The 15,652-nt window shown below is 69.1% G+C and carries 17 protein-coding genes; 8 read left to right on the top strand and 9 right to left on the bottom strand.

Annotation, left to right across the window (positions count from 1 at the left end):
* The first annotated feature begins 12 nt into the window (after window positions 1-12).
* The 3 genes from ACODS4_RS01155 (at window position 13) to ACODS4_RS01145 (ending at window position 4,052) form a co-directional block, all read left to right on the top strand.
* On the top strand, window positions 13-870 hold the full coding sequence (locus tag ACODS4_RS01155; RefSeq protein ID WP_488859890.1) for a D-hexose-6-phosphate mutarotase: 858 nt from the start codon (window positions 13-15) through the stop codon (window positions 868-870).
* A 29-nt stretch (window positions 871-899) separates the two neighbouring features.
* Window positions 900-1,790: a glucosamine kinase nucleotide-binding domain-containing protein gene (locus ACODS4_RS01150; protein WP_488859888.1), complete on the top strand. Its 891-nt coding sequence runs from the start codon at window positions 900-902 to the stop codon at window positions 1,788-1,790.
* A gap of 441 nt (window positions 1,791-2,231) precedes the next feature.
* The gene (locus tag ACODS4_RS01145) at window positions 2,232-4,052 is read left to right on the top strand and encodes a bifunctional diguanylate cyclase/phosphodiesterase (RefSeq protein ID WP_488859886.1); all 1,821 of its coding nucleotides are present in this window, start codon (window positions 2,232-2,234) and stop codon (window positions 4,050-4,052) included.
* On the opposite strand, the gene ACODS4_RS01140 is transcribed toward ACODS4_RS01145, so the two are convergent.
* Window positions 4,027-4,956 (bottom strand): LysR family transcriptional regulator, encoded by a 930-nt coding sequence (locus tag ACODS4_RS01140; protein ID WP_488859884.1) that lies wholly within the window; start codon window positions 4,954-4,956, stop codon window positions 4,027-4,029. The two genes, ACODS4_RS01145 and ACODS4_RS01140, sit on opposite strands and share 26 nt — an antisense overlap.
* A 91-nt stretch (window positions 4,957-5,047) precedes the next feature.
* Here ACODS4_RS01140 and ACODS4_RS01135 point away from each other — a divergent pair, with 91 nt between their 5' ends.
* Entirely contained in the window at window positions 5,048-6,280 is a 1,233-nt protein-coding gene (locus tag ACODS4_RS01135; protein ID WP_488859882.1) for an MFS transporter, read from the top strand.
* Window positions 6,281-6,284: 4 nt separating this feature from the next.
* Here ACODS4_RS01135 and ACODS4_RS01130 read toward each other — a convergent pair whose 3' ends face one another.
* Genes ACODS4_RS01130 through ACODS4_RS01115 form a run of 4 tightly spaced genes read right to left on the bottom strand, consistent with a single transcriptional unit; the run spans window position 6,285 to window position 9,870 of the window.
* Window positions 6,285-7,061 (bottom strand): ABC transporter ATP-binding protein, encoded by a 777-nt coding sequence (locus tag ACODS4_RS01130; RefSeq protein WP_488859880.1) that lies wholly within the window; start codon window positions 7,059-7,061, stop codon window positions 6,285-6,287.
* Window positions 7,058-7,939, bottom strand: a complete 882-nt coding sequence (locus tag ACODS4_RS01125) for an ABC transporter ATP-binding protein (protein WP_488859878.1) — start codon at window positions 7,937-7,939, stop codon at window positions 7,058-7,060. The genes ACODS4_RS01130 and ACODS4_RS01125 overlap by 4 nt, the downstream gene beginning before the upstream one ends.
* A 4-nt stretch (window positions 7,940-7,943) precedes the next feature.
* On the bottom strand, window positions 7,944-8,852 hold the full coding sequence (gene nikC, locus ACODS4_RS01120; protein ID WP_488859876.1) for a nickel transporter permease: 909 nt from the start codon (window positions 8,850-8,852) through the stop codon (window positions 7,944-7,946).
* A 13-nt stretch (window positions 8,853-8,865) separates the two neighbouring features.
* Window positions 8,866-9,870 carry an ABC transporter permease gene (locus tag ACODS4_RS01115; RefSeq protein ID WP_488859874.1) on the bottom strand — a complete coding sequence of 335 codons (1,005 nt, stop codon included), beginning with the start codon at window positions 9,868-9,870 and terminating at the stop codon, window positions 8,866-8,868.
* A gap of 215 nt (window positions 9,871-10,085) precedes the next feature.
* Between ACODS4_RS01115 and mtnA the strand changes: the two genes are divergently transcribed.
* Window positions 10,086-11,177, top strand: a complete 1,092-nt coding sequence (gene mtnA, locus ACODS4_RS01110; protein WP_488859873.1) for an S-methyl-5-thioribose-1-phosphate isomerase — start codon at window positions 10,086-10,088, stop codon at window positions 11,175-11,177.
* Window positions 11,178-11,180: 3 nt separating this feature from the next.
* Here mtnA and ACODS4_RS01105 read toward each other — a convergent pair whose 3' ends face one another.
* Window positions 11,181-11,390: a hypothetical protein gene (locus tag ACODS4_RS01105; protein WP_488859871.1), complete on the bottom strand. Its 210-nt coding sequence runs from the start codon at window positions 11,388-11,390 to the stop codon at window positions 11,181-11,183.
* Between the two features lie 205 nt (window positions 11,391-11,595).
* Window positions 11,596-11,976 carry a hypothetical protein gene (locus ACODS4_RS01100; RefSeq protein ID WP_488859869.1) on the bottom strand — a complete coding sequence of 127 codons (381 nt, stop codon included), beginning with the start codon at window positions 11,974-11,976 and terminating at the stop codon, window positions 11,596-11,598.
* Here ACODS4_RS01100 and ACODS4_RS01095 point away from each other — a divergent pair.
* Complete coding sequence (locus ACODS4_RS01095) at window positions 11,975-12,103, top strand: hypothetical protein (RefSeq protein WP_488859867.1); 129 nt, start codon at window positions 11,975-11,977, stop codon at window positions 12,101-12,103. The two genes, ACODS4_RS01100 and ACODS4_RS01095, sit on opposite strands and share 2 nt — an antisense overlap.
* Before the next feature lie 175 nt (window positions 12,104-12,278).
* Window positions 12,279-12,545 (top strand): YMGG-like glycine zipper-containing protein, encoded by a 267-nt coding sequence (locus ACODS4_RS01090; RefSeq protein ID WP_488859865.1) that lies wholly within the window; start codon window positions 12,279-12,281, stop codon window positions 12,543-12,545.
* A gap of 17 nt (window positions 12,546-12,562) precedes the next feature.
* On the opposite strand, the gene ACODS4_RS01085 is transcribed toward ACODS4_RS01090, so the two are convergent.
* Both ACODS4_RS01085 and ACODS4_RS01080 read right to left on the bottom strand, forming a co-directional pair.
* A complete protein-coding gene (locus tag ACODS4_RS01085; RefSeq protein ID WP_488859863.1) occupies window positions 12,563-13,309 on the bottom strand; it encodes a hypothetical protein in 747 nt (248 codons plus the stop codon).
* A 19-nt stretch (window positions 13,310-13,328) separates the two neighbouring features.
* Entirely contained in the window at window positions 13,329-14,435 is a 1,107-nt protein-coding gene (locus tag ACODS4_RS01080) for a Do family serine endopeptidase (RefSeq protein ID WP_488859862.1), read from the bottom strand.
* 247 nt (window positions 14,436-14,682) lie between these two features.
* On the opposite strand from ACODS4_RS01080, the gene ACODS4_RS01075 reads away from it, so the two are divergent.
* Window positions 14,683-15,648, top strand: coding sequence for a hypothetical protein (locus tag ACODS4_RS01075; protein ID WP_488859860.1), 966 nt, complete (start codon window positions 14,683-14,685; stop codon window positions 15,646-15,648).
* The last annotated feature ends 4 nt before the right edge of the window (window positions 15,649-15,652 follow it).

Genomic DNA, 15,652 nt, shown 5'->3' with positions numbered 1-15,652 from the left:
GACCAGCGCGCCATGACCATCCCTGTTCCGCTTGAGTCCCTGGGCGGCGAGGCCGTTCCCGTTCACGTCGTCACCGCCCGCGACGGCGCGCGGTTGGCCTTTTCGCCGCAGGGCGGGACCATCTGCCAATGGTGGGGGGCGGATGGGGCGGAGCGGCTCTATCTCAGCCCGACCAACCCGTGGGCGGCGACGGACGCCATTCGCGGCGGCGTGCCGGTGATCTTCCCGCAATTCGCCGCCCGTGGCCCCCTGCCCAAGCACGGCTTCGTCCGCGCCGCCCGGTGGAGCGTGGCCGGGCAGGGACTGGACGAGGCGGACGGCTGCGGTTGGGTGACGTTGATTTTTTCCGACTCGCCGGACACGCTGGCGGTCTGGCCGCATCGCTTCCGTTTGGAGCTGACCGCGCGCTTTGACAACGACCATCTGTCGATCCGCCTGGACGTCACGAACGTGGGGGAGGAGGCCTTCGCCTTCACCACCGCGTTGCACAGCTATCTGAGGGCCGACGTGACCGACCGGGTGTCGGGCTTGGCCGGGTTGGAGCTGATCGACAGCGCCGACGGCGACCGCCGTTTGCGCGCGGGCGACGCGCCGATTTCGCTCGACGCCCCCATTGACCGGATTTTCTTGAACGCCGAACGCCCGATCACGCTGGAGCGGGCGGCGTCCGTCCTGCGGATCGAACAGAGCGGTTTCCGCGACGCCGTGGTGTGGAAGCCCGCCGCGACCGACCAACTGCCCGCCCTGCCGCCGGACGGCCACCGCCGTTTCGTCTGCGTGGAGGCGGCGGCGGTCGGCGCGTCTGTGTCCCTTGCCCCCAACCAACGCTGGAGCGGGACGCAGACCCTGCGGGCGCTTCCGCTTTCATGACGCAGCCTGTGTGAGGAGACGTGGTTCCCATGACGTCCGCTGTCTATTTTTGTGTCGATGGCGGCGGTACGCGCAGCCGTGGCCGCCTGACCGACGCCGACGGCGTGACGCTGGCCAGCGCCGTCGATGGCCCCTGCAACCCCAACACCGACTGCGCCCGCGCCGTCGCCAGCGTCATGGCGCTGTGGCGGCGCTGCGCCGCCGACGCCGGGCATGACCCGGAGGATCGGGCGGGGATCACGCTGGCCATCGGGTCGGCGGGGTTGAACGTGATGCGCTCCCGCGCCGCCTTTGTCGCCGCCTGCCCGCCCTTTGGCCGCATCCTGCCGATCAACGACGGCTACGCCGCGTTGATCGGCGCGGGCGCGGGAAAACCTTGCGGCATGGTGGCGGTGGGGACCGGGGTGACGGCGCGCCGTCTGCTGCCCGACGGAACGAATTTTTCCCGCGACGGTTGGGGCTGGACGGTCGGGGATCGCGGCGGCGGGGCCTGGATCGGGTTGGAAGCCTTCCGCCACGCGCTGGAGGTCAAGGACACGGTGGCCCCGCCCTGGCCGCTCGCCGAATCGCTGATCGCCACCATCTGCGGGTCGGAGTCGCTCGACGACATCCTGGCCAACCCCAACCCGGAACGGATGGCCAGCCTGACGCCCTTCGTGCTGGCGGCGGCGGACGCGGGCGATCCGGTGGCGCTGGGCATCCGCGACCGCGCGGTCGATCATCTGGTCGCCCTGGCCCGCGCGCTGAAGCTGGAAGAGACCGACACGCTCTATTTCTCCGGCGGTCTGGCCGTGCCCTTGTGGCCGTTCCTGGTCGAACGGCTGGGCCGTCCCATCGCCGAACCGCTGGCCGACGCGATGACCGGAGCCTATCTGCTGGCCTCGGGCCGCGCCCCGGCGGAGGTCGAGGTTGCGGCGTAGGGTTGCGCGCGGCAAAATCACGCAAGCGGTCTTGCCATCGGCGGTTTCCTTCCCATAATGGAAGGGACCAAGGGGATGCGGCTCGCGACCGCATCCCCCATGGCCCGGTTCTTACAGCATCCGATCAAGGATCTCTTTGATCAGTTGCAGGATAAGAACCAGGAGTTTGAGGATCTTTATCATCCCCGCTCTCCTTCGTTTGACCTGTGGCGCGGGCGGCGGCCATTCCGCCGCCCCGCTCCGCACGTCGCAGCCAGGGATAGAGAAGCTTACCCGCAAAAGGCAAGCGGGTTGTCCCGGCGAAAAGGCTGAAAAGCCTGCCCGTGAGTCACGAAACCGCAAAGATGGTCTGCTACAACCAGATCTTGAGCCATCGGGTTTCGGCGCGCGACGGGCGCGCGCAACACAGCGGGCGGCGGTCTTTCAATGACCTTGCTATCAATGGACGAAAAGACGGACGGGCGGCCCGCCCTGGCGGGCGGCGTCGGCGATTCCGCGTCCAAGCCGCTGTTCGATTGGGCGCCGGTGGTGGCGGCCCTGACCTACGCCTTTCAACCCATCGTTCAACTGCGCAGCGGGCGTTGCCACGGGTACGAGGCGCTGCTGCGCGGCTTTGACCGCACGCCCTTCGCCGACGCCACGGCCCTGCTCGACGCCGCCGACGCGGCGGGGGTGGTGGTGCTGGGGGCGGTGGAATCGGCGCTGCACGCCAAGGCGGTGACGTCCTACCGCGCCTTGGCCGGTTGGACTGAGGCCAAACTGTTCTTGAATCTCGACGCCCGTCTGGTCGGCAAGCCGGATTCGCCCTGGCTGCCGCGCGACGGCGGCGGACGGCGGCAGGGCGGAATCGTCCTGGAGATCTCCGAACGGCGCTCCACCCCGCCCGGCGTCGCCGTCGAAGGGGCCATCGAGCAGTATCGGCAGGGCGGGTTGGGCATCGCCATCGATGATTTCGGCGTCGGCTACGCGGGCTTGCGCCTGCTGTACGAGGCGCGGCCCGATTACGTGAAGCTTGACGAGTATTTCATCCGCAACATCGACAGCGACGCGCGCAAGCGGGCGCTGGTCGCGGCGGTGATCGGCCACGCCCACGCGCTGGGCATCCAGATCGTCGCCGAAGGGGTGGAGACGGCCAGCGAGTTTTACGTCTGCCGCGATCTTGGCTGCGATTTCGCCCAAGGATTCCTGATTTCCCGCCCGCGTCTGGACGTCGGCGCGCTGCCGACCAGCTACGCCGTCGTCGAGGATCTCAACGCCAAGGACCGCCGCCAGCCGAGCGAGGCGCACCGCCGCCTGTCGGAGGTGATCGAACGCCTGCCGCCGCTGCGCGTCACCGCGCGCAAGACCGACTTGCTGGATTACTTCAAGGGCGACGGCAGCGCCTCCATCGCCCCCATCGTGGACGAACATGACCGCCCGCTCGGCCTGATCCGCGAGCGCGATTTGAAGCGCTTCGTCTATTCCCGCTTCGGCGGCGAATTGCTGCGCAACCGGGGCTTGGGCGACCGGCTGGACGATCTGGTCATCAAGATGCCGGTCTGCGACATCTCCACCCCGCTGGATCGGGTGATCGAGGCCTTCTCCGCCGATTCCGCCGACGACGGCATCGTCATCGTCGAGGGCGGGGCCTACGCCGGGGTGCTGTCGAGCAGCGCGCTGCTGCGGCTGGTCCATGAACGCAACCTCGCCATGGCGACCGACCAGAACCCGTTGACCCGGCTGCCCGGCAACGCCGCCATCGTCCGCCACATCGAAGAGGCGTTGACCGACGGCGCGCGGTCCCACGCGCTGGCCTATCTGGATTTCGACAATTTCAAGCCGTTCAACGACAATTTCGGCTTCCGCCAGGGCGACCGCGCCATTCTGATGTTCAGCGAGCGGCTGAAGGCCTGGGCGGCGGCGGCGCCCGGCGAATGCTTCGTCGGGCACATCGGCGGCGATGATTTCTTCCTGGGCGTCAGCGGCGGCGACGAGGCGGAGGTGTTGGCCCGGCTGGTCGAGCTGGTGGCGCAATTCCGCTCCGACGCCGAAAGCCTCTACGACGCGGCGACGCGCGAGGCGGGAAGCTTCATGGCCAAGGATCGTTACGGGGCCATGCGGTCCTATCCGTTGCTGTCGGTCAGCGGCGTGGTGGTCGCCATCGCCCCCGGCCCGCACAGCCTGACGCCCGACGCCATCAACGCCACCATCGCCGACAACAAAACCCACGCCAAGAGCGCGGCGGACAAGCTGTGCGTCATCCGCCTGTCGGGAGCGCGGTGAGGCGCTGAGCCACCGCGAGGGTCGTTTCGCGTAAGAAACGATGGGCCGGGTCGCCCTGCTGCCGGGGATGCCAGGCCTGCGCGATGGTGATCGGCGGCGTTTCGACCGGCAACGGAAAGCGCGCCACAGCCAGCCCCAGCGCGATGGCCCGGCGCGCCGCGCTGTCCGGCACGGCGGCGATCAGATCGGATTGCGCGGCGGCGAACAGCGCGTCGTCGGCCCCCGGCGCCACCAGATCGACTTGCCGCGACAGTCCCAAAGCCTCCAACGCCGCGTCGATCGGGCCGCGCGCCCGTCCGCGCCGCGACGCGCTGGCGTGGGCGCAGGCGGCGTAGCGGGCGGCGGTCAACGGCCCGTCGAGCAGCGGATGACCAACCCGCGCCACCCCGACGAAGCCCTCGCGGTAAAGCGTCTGCACGCGCAGTTCCGGCCCCATCGGCCCGATCACCCCGATGTCGAGATCGACCCGACCATCGCGCAGATCCTCGGCCTTTTCCTCGCCCTCGCCGACAAAGCGCAGGGTGACGGCGGGGGCCTCGCGCCGCAGCGCGGTCAACAAGGGCGCGGCCAGCGCCCCGGAAAACCCCATGCGGATGGTGAAGCGGCGGGTCAGCGTCGCCCGGTCCAGCGCGTCGGGGCGCAGCAGGTCGTGGGCCTCCGCCACCAGGGCGTGAACCCGCGCGCGCATCGCCTCCGCGCGCGGGGTGGGGACCATGCGGCGTCCGGCGCGGACCAGGATCGGGTCGCCGACGGTGTCGCGGATGCGGGTCAGGGTGCGGCTCATCGCCGGGGCGCTGAGATTCATCCGTTCCGCCGCCCGCGTCACGCTGCCCTCGGTCAACAGCGCGTCGAGCGCCAGCAGCAGGCCCATGTCCATCGGCGCGCCCCACGGATTGCGTTTCACGCACTTATAAAGTCAGATCATTGCACTGTAAATCATGCCTGAGCCGGACGAAGGATGGGGTCTGTCTCACTCCATCGATAAGGCTTTCATCATGAGCGACTCGCTCGCCTCCCGTCCCGCCGCGCCTTCCGCGCCCGCCGCCGCGTCGGCGCTGGTCCGGTTGTCGCCGTTCGTGTTCATCGTGTTCTTTGGTTTTCTCGCCATCGGTCTTCCCTTGACCGCTCTGCCGCTGCACGCCCATGGCGCGTTGGGGTTGGGCGCGGTCATGGTCGGGGTGGTGATCGGGCTGCAATCGGTGGCCACCCTGTTGACCCGCCGTCACGCGGGCGTGCTGTCCGACACGCGCGGCCCCAAGCGCGCGGTGCTGCGCGGGTTGGCGATCTCGGCCCTGGCGGGGCTGTGCTACGGCCTGTCGACGGTGGTTCCGACCGGCGTCGGGCTGGCGGTTCTGCTGCTGGGGCGGGTCGCCCTGGGGCTGGGCGAAAGCCTGCTCGTCACCGGGGCGCTGTCCTGGGCCATCGGCGTGGTCGGGCCGCAGAATTCCGGCAAGGTGATGGCCTGGAACGGCATCGCCATGTATGGCGCGCTGGCGCTCGGCGCGCCGGTCGGCGGGGCGCTGCTGTCGGTCAAGCTTCCTTTGCTCCCCTTGGCTCCCTTGGTCCATGGGCTGGGCGGCTTCGCGTTGGTGGCGGTCGCGGCGGCGTTGGCCCCGCTGGTCGGGCTGTTGGTCGCGGTCTTCGTGCCGCCGGTGGCCCCCGCCGCCGGGGTGCGGATGCCCTTCACGGCGGTGATGGGGACAATCGCCCGTCCCGGTCTGGGGCTGGCGCTGTCCAGCGTCGGTTTCACCATGCTGGCCGCCTTCGCGCCGCTGCTGTTCGCCGCGCGGGGGTGGGACGGCGCCGGGCTGGCCCTGAGCGCCTTCGGGGCGGCCTACATCGCCACCCGTCTGGTGGCGGGCGGTCTGCCGGATCGGTTGGGCGGACGCCGGGTCGCCATCGGCTCCCTGCTGGTGGAATTGGTCGGGCAGGCGGTGATCGCGACGGCGGCGACGCCGGACGTCGCGGTGGCGGGCGCGGCGATCACCGGGCTTGGCTTCTCGCTGGTTTTCCCGTCGTTGGGGGTGGAGGCGGTGAAGCGGGTTCCGCCGCAAAATCGCGGGGTGGCGCTGGGCGCTTACGTCGCCTTCTTCGATCTGGCCATCGCCCTGTCGGCCCCCGGCGCCGGGCTTCTGGTTGGGGCGTGGGGCTACGCGTCGGTCTTTGCGGCGGGCGCGGTCGCCGCCGCCCTGGCGGCGCTGCTCACCGCGACGGACCGCGCGGCGTGACCCGTCAGGCGAAGTCGCGGAAGCTGTCCGCCGTCGCGCGGTCATAGCCCTGGCTGGCCCGCAGCAATTGTTGGGTGTAGGGCTGGCGGGCGTCGCCGTGGCGCAGGGCGTCCACCGTCAGCTCCTCCACCAGCCGTCCCCGGTTCATCACCGCCAGCCGGTCGCACAGATTGGCGACGACCGCCAGATTGTGGCTGACCAGAACCATGGTCAGGCCATGGGCGGCGCGCAGGCGGCGCAGCAGATTCAGGATCTCCGCCTGCACCGACACGTCGAGCGCCGAGGTCGGCTCGTCCAGCAGCAGGACGCGCGGCTCCAGAATCAGGGCGCGGGCGATGGCGACGCGCTGGCGCTGGCCGCCCGACAATTGATGCGGGTAGCGGAAGCGGAAGGACGGGCCAAGCCCGACCTCGCGCAGCGCCCGGTCGATCCGCCCGTCGGGATCGTCCAAGCCGTGGATGGCGACGGGTTCGGCGAGGATGCGGTCCACCGAATGGCGGGGGTGGAGCGCGCCGTAGGGATCCTGGAACACCATCTGGCAGGTTTTGAAAAAGCCCTTGGCCCGGCGCGGCGACTGATCGGCCCCGGCGACCGACACCCGCCCGGTCCAGTCGTGGTTTAGGCCGCTGACCGCGCGCAGCACGGTGGATTTGCCGGACCCCGATTCGCCGACCAGCCCAAAGCATTCGCCCTCGCGCACGCTCAGCGACACGCCGTCCACGGCGGTCACGCGGTTCGCGTCCTGGCCGAAGGCGACGCGGAGGTCTTCAACGCGGATCATCGTGCGTTCCTCATCGGCGCGCTCCCCAGCGGCGCGTCGTCGGTCAGCCAAGCCGGATCGCGGGTCAGCACCGGCAGATCGCGGCGCGGATCGTCCAGTCGGGGCAGGCTGTCGAGCAGCCCGCGCGTGTAAGGATGCTGGGCGTCGCGCAGTTCCGACGCCGGGCAGCTTTCCACCACCCGCCCGGCGTACATGATGAGGATGCGGTCGCAAAAGGACGCGACGAGGTTCAGATCATGGCTGACGAAGATCATGCCCATGCCGCGCTGGCCGCACAGATCGTCCAGGATCGCCAGAATCTGCATTTGCACGGTGACGTCCAACGCCGAGGTCGGTTCGTCGGCGATCAGCAGGGCGGGGTTGGGGATCAGCATCATGGCGATCATGATCCGCTGGCCCATGCCGCCCGACACCTCGTGCGGGTAGCGGTCATAGACCCGTTCGGGATCGCGGATGCGCACCGCCTCCAGCATCTCCAGGGCGCGGCGCTTGGCCTCGCGCGCGCTGGCCTTGCTGTGGACCCGATAGGCTTCGGCGATCTGGCGGCCCACCGTCATCACCGGGTTCAGCGAGAATTTCGGATCCTGCATCACCATGGCGACGCCGCTGCCCCGGATGGCGCGCAGCCGCTGTTCCGAGGCGTTCAACAAATCCTCGCCGCGAAAGGCCAGCCGGTCGGCGGTGACGATTCCCGGCGGCGGGACCAGACGCAGGATCGACCGTCCGGTCATCGACTTGCCGGAGCCGGATTCGCCGACGATGCCCAGCTTTTCCCGGCCCAGGGTGAAGGAGACTCCGCGCACCGCCTCGGTCGCGCCCTGGCGGGTGGGGAAGGCGACGCGGAGGTTGGAGACCTCCAACAGCGGTTGGTCGCTCATCGCCTCAATCCCCCTTCGGATCCAGAACGTCGCGCAGGCCGTCGCCCAGCAGGTTGAATCCAAGGCTGACGACGAAGATGGCGAAGCCCGGCATGGCGGCGACCCACCATTGTTCCAACACGTTCTGCCGCCCGGCGGCGATCATCGCCCCCCATTCCGGCAGCGGCGGCTGCGCGCCCAAGCCCAGAAAGCCCAGCCCGGCGGCGGTCAGGATCACCCCCGCCATGTCCAGCGTCACCCGCACGACCAGCGAGGCGACGCACAGCGGCATGATGTGGCCCAGAATGATGCGCAGGCTGGACGCCCCTTGCAGCCGGGCGGCGCTGATGAAATCGGCGTGGCGCACGGTCAGGGTTTCCGCCCGCGCGATGCGCGCGTAGGGCGGCCAGGAGGTGATGGCGATGGCGATCACCGCGTTTTCGATGCCGGGGCCAAGCGCGGCGACGAAGGCCAAGGCCAGAATCAGCTTGGGGAAGGCCAGGAAAATGTCGGTGACGCGCATCAGCGCCGCGTCGGTCCAGCCGCCCAGATACCCGGCCACCGTGCCGATCAACAGCCCGACCACCGGCGCGGTCACGGCGACCAGGGCGACGATCATCAAGGTCAGCCGCGCGCCGTGGAGCAGGCGGGACAGGATGTCGCGCCCGAAGCTGTCGGTCCCCAGCCAATGGCCCGGCCCCGGCGCCAGCAGCCGGTTGGCGAGATCCTGCTCATAGGGGTGATGCGGGGCCAGCAGCGGGGCGAGCGCCGCCACCACGACCAGGGCCAGAACGATCAGCAGCCCGGCCATCGCCAGCCGGTTGCGGCGGAAGGTCCGCCAGCCGGTCCAGGCGCGGCCCAGACGGGCTTGCAGGCGGGATTGCGGCGTGTCGGTGGTCAGCCACGCGCGCCATGGGGGGGAAGCGTCGCTCATCGTCACGGCGGCCTTATCTCGCACGGGGGTCCAGCAGGCGGTACAGCAGATCGGACAGCAGGTTCAGCCCGATGAAGACGGAGCCGACGACCAGCGTGCCGCCCAGCACCGCGTTCATGTCGGCGCTGAGCAGCGAATTGGTGATGTACAGGCCCAGGCCCGGCCAGGCGAACACGGTTTCCGTCAAGACCGATCCCTCCAGCAGCGTGGCGTAGGACAGGGCGATGACGGTGATGAGCGGCACGGCGATGTTGCCCAGCGCGTGGCGCCAGACCACCCGCGCCTCCGACAGGCCCTTGACCCGCGCGGTGGTGATGTATTCCTGGCGCAACTGGTCGAGCATGAAGCTGCGCGTCATCCGCGCGATGTAGGCGACGCTGTAGAGGCCCAGAATCACCGACGGCAAGGCCAGATGATGCAGGGCGTTCCAAAACACGTCGGTTTCCCCGGCCAACAGGGCGTCCAAGGTCAGGATTCCGGTCTTCGCCTCGACCAGCCCCTCGTAAAAGACGTCGACGCGGCCCGGACCCGGAACCCAATCCAGTTTGGCGTAAAACAGCAGCAGCCCCATCAGCCCCAGCCAGAAGATCGGCACGGAATGGCCGACCAGCCCCAGCAGGCGGATCGCATGGTCGGCCAGACTGCCGCGATGGGTGGCGGCCAGCACCCCGGCGGGAACCCCCAGCGCCGCCCCGATGACGACGGCGACCGTCGCCAGTTCCAGCGTCGCCGGGAACACCCGCAACACATCCTCCAGCACCGGGCGGGAGGTGAGGACGGATTGCCCGAGATCGCCCTGCGCCACGGCGGCGAGGTAGCGCAGGAACTGCCGCCACAGCGGCAGGTCGAGGCCAAGCTCCATCCGCAAACGGCTGTAGGTGTCGGCGGTGGCGCGGTCGCCGACGATGGCCAGAACCGGGTCGATGGGAACGACGCGGCCAATCAGAAACGTGACCAGCAACAGGCCGAGCAGGGTCACGGCGACCGAGGCGATCAGGCCGAGACAGCGTTTCACCATGCGCGGGGGCGCTCCATACTGTGGCGTCGTCAGCGACTGAGTTTCACAGGCAACCACACTCGGCCCGTTCTGCAAAGCCTTACATTGTTTGTGCAATTTTGCGTGGCGACGCCGCCGCCGCGCTCCCCCGCATTGAACCCGCCGCCGCCCGCGCCTATGGTGGGCCAATCAGCGGACGCCGGAATCGGCGCTGGATTGCGGGGGAGGGCGGGGACATGCGGATCGACGGCGCGGCCTATCGGACCATTTGGCCGACGGAGGATGGCGCGGTCGCCATCATCGACCAGACCCGCTTGCCGCACGACTTCGCCGTCGTTCACCTGACCAGCCTGGAGGACGCCGCCCACGCCATCCGCGCCATGCTGGTGCGCGGCGCGCCGTTGATCGGGGCGACGGCGGCCCATGGCGTGGCGCTGGCGATGCGCGCGGATCCGTCCGACGCCGGGCTGGAGCGGGCCTGCGCCACGCTGCTGGCGACCCGCCCGACGGCGGTCAATCTGCGCTGGGCGCTGGACCGGCTGCGCGACCATCTGACGGGCGCGCCCGAGGAGTTCCGCGCGGCGGCGGCGGCTGTCGAGGCGGCGGCGGTCGCCGACGAGGACGTCGCCATCAACCACGCCATCGGCCAGCACGGCGCGGGACTGATCCGCGCGGCGACCCAGCGCAAGGGGGCGGGCGAGCCGGTGCAGGTGCTGACCCATTGCAACGCCGGTTGGCTGGCGACGGTCGATTGGGGAACCGCGCTGGCCCCGGTCTACGCGGCGTTCGAGCAGGGGATCCCGCTGCATGTCTGGGTGGACGAAACCCGCCCGCGCAACCAGGGGGCCAGCCTGACGGCGTGGGAGCTGAACCGCCACGGCGTGCCGCACACGGTGATCGCCGACAATGTCGGCGGGCATCTGATGCAGCATGGCAAGGTCGATCTGTGCATCGTCGGCACGGATCGGACAACCGCGACCGGCGACGTCTGCAACAAGATCGGCACCTATCTGAAGGCGCTGGCCGCCTTTGACAATGGCGTGCCCTTTTACGTCGGCCTGCCGTCGCCGACCATCGATTGGGGCATGAGCGACGGCCTGCGCGAAATCCCCATTGAGGAGCGCGACGGGCGCGAGGTCACGCATCTGACCGGCCTGACCGCCGACGGGCGGACGGAAACCATCATGGTGACGCCCGACGGCAGCCCGGTGGCGAATTACGGCTTCGACGTGACTCCGGCCCGGCTGGTCACGGGGCTTGTCACCGAACGCGGGGTGTGCGCGGCGAGTCGCGAAGGGCTGCTCAGCCTGTTTCCCGAACGGCGCTGACGGTCAACTCTGGCGCTGGCGGCGCAGCAGGCGCCGCCACAGCGGGCGGGCGCGGTCGTCGCCATCCTGACTGGCCAGCCATTGGTCGGCCAGCTCGCGGACCTGCCAACCGCCCAAAAAACGCTCGCAGTCGATGGCGGCGTAAAGGCGAACGCGGTCTTTCCCCAACCGTTCAAAATATTCCAACGTCCGTTGGCGGTCGATGTCTTCCATGTCCCGCGCGCGGCTGGCGATTGGTCCGTCACCATCCTGGCAAGGAGGGAAAACGGCGAATCAACCATACAGTTGATCGATCAAGCCGCGCATAATGCGTGAGTTGTGACGGCGGCGCAACGGTTTGATCGGCAAGGCGAACGTCGCGGCGTGCGCCATAATGTCCACGCCACCGGCGCCCCGGTGGTCGCGTGGCGTCGTGGCGTCAGGGGATCGCCCCGGTGTGGATCGCCCCGGTGTGGATCACGATGTCCGACAGTGGAACGCCGTGCGATTTGGCGGCGTCGGCGAGGGCGGCGGGGCTGTCCCAGTGATTGCATCCATCGATGTCGAGCAGAACGCCGCGCCGCTTGATGACCCACAGGCCGGTCGCCGCCATTTCGATGATCTGCCCCATGGGGGCGCTGGGGGGAGGAACCGGAGCCGGGCGGTGGCTCGCGCCTGGGGGATGGGCCTGCGCGTCACGCTCGAAGGTCGGAACGCCGTCCAGACCGGGCCGAGGGGCAAGCGGGCTGCGCTCGCGGCGTTCGCTGGGGCTGCACGGGGCGGCCGACAACAGCGGCGTCGGACGGGCGGCGAAAGGCATGGTGGGCATCCCTGAGTTTCTTGTCCGCCAGCGCGTCAGCGATAAAGCGGACGGGGCGGTGTTTGATGGGCTGACGAACGAGTTGGCGGGAACGTTATGGATTGCGAATATGAACAATGCGTTGTGAAAGCTATTCGCTTTTTGCATGTCTGATCGGAAGCCGAATTGTTTCGGTCGTCGGTTGGGGCAAAAAAACGGTCCCGGAAAGGTCACAGGCGTTTGCCGCCACGGCTTCCCAGATATCTCACCAAGACGCGCGTCTTCTTCTTTTCGATGGCGCGCGCAAACAGAGGAGAGATCGCATGACCATGACGACACAACGCGCCGCGATGGGCCGCACGGCCACGGGCTTGGTGGTTCTGGTGATGGCGGCGGGCGCGCTGTCGGGTTGCGCCAATCTGAACCGCCGGGAGAACAACGCGCTGGTCGGCGGCGGAATTGGCGCGGCGGGCGGCGCCGTGATCGGCGCCGTGACCGGCGGCAGCGCGATTTATGGCGGTCTGTTGGGTGGCGCCGCAGGCGCGGCGGTGGGCGCGCTCAGCACCCCCAGCGGCCACCAGGGCCGTTGAGCCAGAACCAGCCCGACTCAGCCCTCGTCGTCCTCCTCATCCTCAAATTGGTCGAGGCTGAGGGAGCGGACTTCCGGCGGCGGAGGCGGGGGCGCTTCACGCGGCGGCGGCATGCTCTGTGGACGGCCCGCCGGGCGCGGAACGCCCGCGCCGGGGCCTTTCAGCGGGCTGTTCACCGTCCCCTTCGGGCCGATGCTGGGCGCGTCGCCAAAATCGGGCAATGGCGGGATGCGGTCCATGACGATGCGGATCAAGCCGATGATGCGGTCGGCCTGGGCGCGCAGGGCGACGCCGCGCTCCCCGTCATAGAGCGGATCGTCGAGGAATTTGCGGATCTCGACGACGCCGCGCAGCTCCACCCCGCACATTTCATGCGCGCCGATGGGCAGCGCCTTCACCCGCGCGTAGGCGGCGAAAAAGGCGACCGTGCCCTCGACGAAGACGACGACCATGCGCGTGTGCAAACGCTCCAGCGCGGTGGTCATCGCGTCGATCAGATCCTCCATCTCCTCCGGCGCGGCGTCGAGCCGCTCTTGGGCGACGGCGGCCAGGGCGAAGAAATCGCGGACCCGGCGGCTGAACCGGCGGTAGCGCGTCAACCCGCCGATCGACACCCGTTCGCGCGCCGCCGTCGCCTGCTCGTTCGATTGCTTGAGCATGGCGTCGAGCCGCATCAGCAGCGTGGCGATTTCACGCTGGCGCTGCGCGGGGGATTTGGCGACCGGCGGCGCGGCGGCGCGGCGTTGGTTGATCGGACGGGTCATGCCGCTAGGGTAGCATTCTTTACTTCGCCGTGCGCACGGTCAGCGATTTTTGCGCGCCGTTGCGGACCACGGTGACGTTCACCGGCGTGCCGACGCGCAGCAGGCCGATGCGGTTGCGGAAATCGGTGGCGCTGCGCACCGGACGGCCATCGACGGCGATCACCACGTCGCCGCTGCGCAGGCCGCCGCCGTCGGCGGGCGATCCCGGCTCGATCTTGGCGATCAGCGCGCCTTCGTCGCCGACCAGATTCAGGCTGTCGGCCAGATCGGGCGTCAGATCCTGGATGGCGACGCCCAACCGCCCGCGCCGCACCTCGCCGAACTCGCTCAATTGATCGACCACCGAGCGGACGATGCTGACCGGCACGGCGAAACCGATGCCGACCGACCCGCCCGCCGGGCCGATGATGGCGGTGTTGATGCCGATCAGCTCGCCGTTGAAATTGACCAGCGCGCCGCCGGAATTGCCGGGGTTGATCGAGGCGTCGGTCTGGATGAAATCCTCATACCCCTCGATCTTCAGGCCGCTGCGCCCCAGCGCCGAAATGATGCCCGACGTCACCGTCTGGCCCAGGCCAAAGGGGTTGCCGATGGCCACGGCGAAATCGCCGACCTTCAGCCGGTCCGAATCGCCCATGGTCAGCGCGCTCAACCCCTTCGCCTCGATCTTCAGCAGGGCGATGTCGGTGGCGGCGTCGCGCCCGATCAGCTTGGCGCGCAGGCGGCGGCGGTCCTTCAGGGTGACGGCGATCTCCTGCGCGTTTTCCACCACATGGTTGTTGGTGATGACGTAGCCGCGCGCGGCGTCGACGATCACCCCCGACCCGGCGCTCATCTGCGGGCGGGCCTGGGGCTGGTCGGGGATGTTGAAGAAGCGGCGGAACAGCGGATCGCGCAGCAGCGGGTTTTCCGCCTGCGGCGCCCGCGACAGGACCGAGATGTTGACGACGGCGGGCGTCACCTGCTCCAGCATCGGCGCGATGGTGTGGACGCCGGTGGCGCCGACGGGCAGGGCCGCCGTCGCCGGAAGACTGAAACCGCCCACAACCGCCCCGGCGGTCAGCCACGCGGCGATCCCAACCGCCGCCGCCGTTTTCGTCGCCATCTTCGCCGCCTTCGCCGTCATGGGTCCGCCCTCTCCGTTGTCAACCGGGCTGATTTGGGAGAAAAAGAAAGCGTGTTCAAGCCCGTTCCCGCCATCATAGCCGAGGCGGGCGGCGGACTGAAACGCCGATCATGGAACTGAATGGGCGCGGGCTGGATTGCGCGCGGGGGGAGACATACGTGTTGGACCGCTTTGCCCTGGGGGCTTTCTCAGGGTAAGGTGGCGATTATGACCTTCGGGTGGGCGTAAGGCTGGGCGGATGGATGGGATGAGCGGCGGGCCACTCCTGGAACTGACCGAGCAAGATTATTTGCAGATGGAAGAGGCCCTGTCGCAATCGTCGCGGGGCCGGGCCTTTCTGCGCATGCGCGACCGGCGCACCCGCGTCGTGGCGTCGGATGATTTCCAGCGGCTGGTCGGCCAGTTGGAAAATCAGGTGAACCGTCTGAGCGGCGCGACGCCTTCGGCCCCGCTGGGGCTGGCCGGTCCGGCGGGCGGCGATCAGCGCTTCCAGCAGGAATTGACCGCCATCACCCAAGTGGTGCGCGAGGCGCGCAGCGACATCGCCGCCCTGAAGGCGACCGACACCGGATCGAACCGGATCGAGGCGGCGACCAGCGAATTGGACGAAATTGTCGCGGCGACGGAGCGCGCGACCACCGATATCCTGAACGCGACCGAGAAGATTCAGGAAATCACCATGTCGATCCCGCGCGACGATCCCGATCTGGCCGAACAGATCGACGCGATCGAGGCGTGGTGCATCGAGGTGATGACCGCCTGCTCGTTCCAGGACATCACCGGCCAACGCACCACCAAGGTCGTGAACACGCTGCGCTACATCGAAGAGCGCGTGAACACGATGATCGAGATTTGGGGCGTTGAACGATTGGCCGGGGCTGGGCAGGGCGTCGGCGACGACGTCACCTCGCACCGCAAGAGCGGCGACACCCGCCCCGACGCGCATTTGCTCAACGGTCCCCAGCTTGGCGGGCCGGAGGTCAGCCAGGACGCCATCGACGCCCTGTTCGACAGCTTCCCCAGCGCGATGGAGCGGGCCGAACCAGCCTTCGAGGTCTCGCCGCCGCCCCCTCCTCCCCCGCCGCCGCCACCACCGCCTCCCCCAGCCAAGAAAAAGGCCGCCCCTCCGCCCCCGCCCCCGCCCCCGCCGCCGGAACCAACCGGCGGCGGCGCGGAGATTTCCCAGTCCGACATCGACGCCCTGTTCGCGTGACCGC

The sequence above is a fragment of the Azospirillum sp. FG154 genome, assembly GCF_057809575.1.
This window is presented reverse-complemented; position numbering and strand designations above follow the sequence as displayed.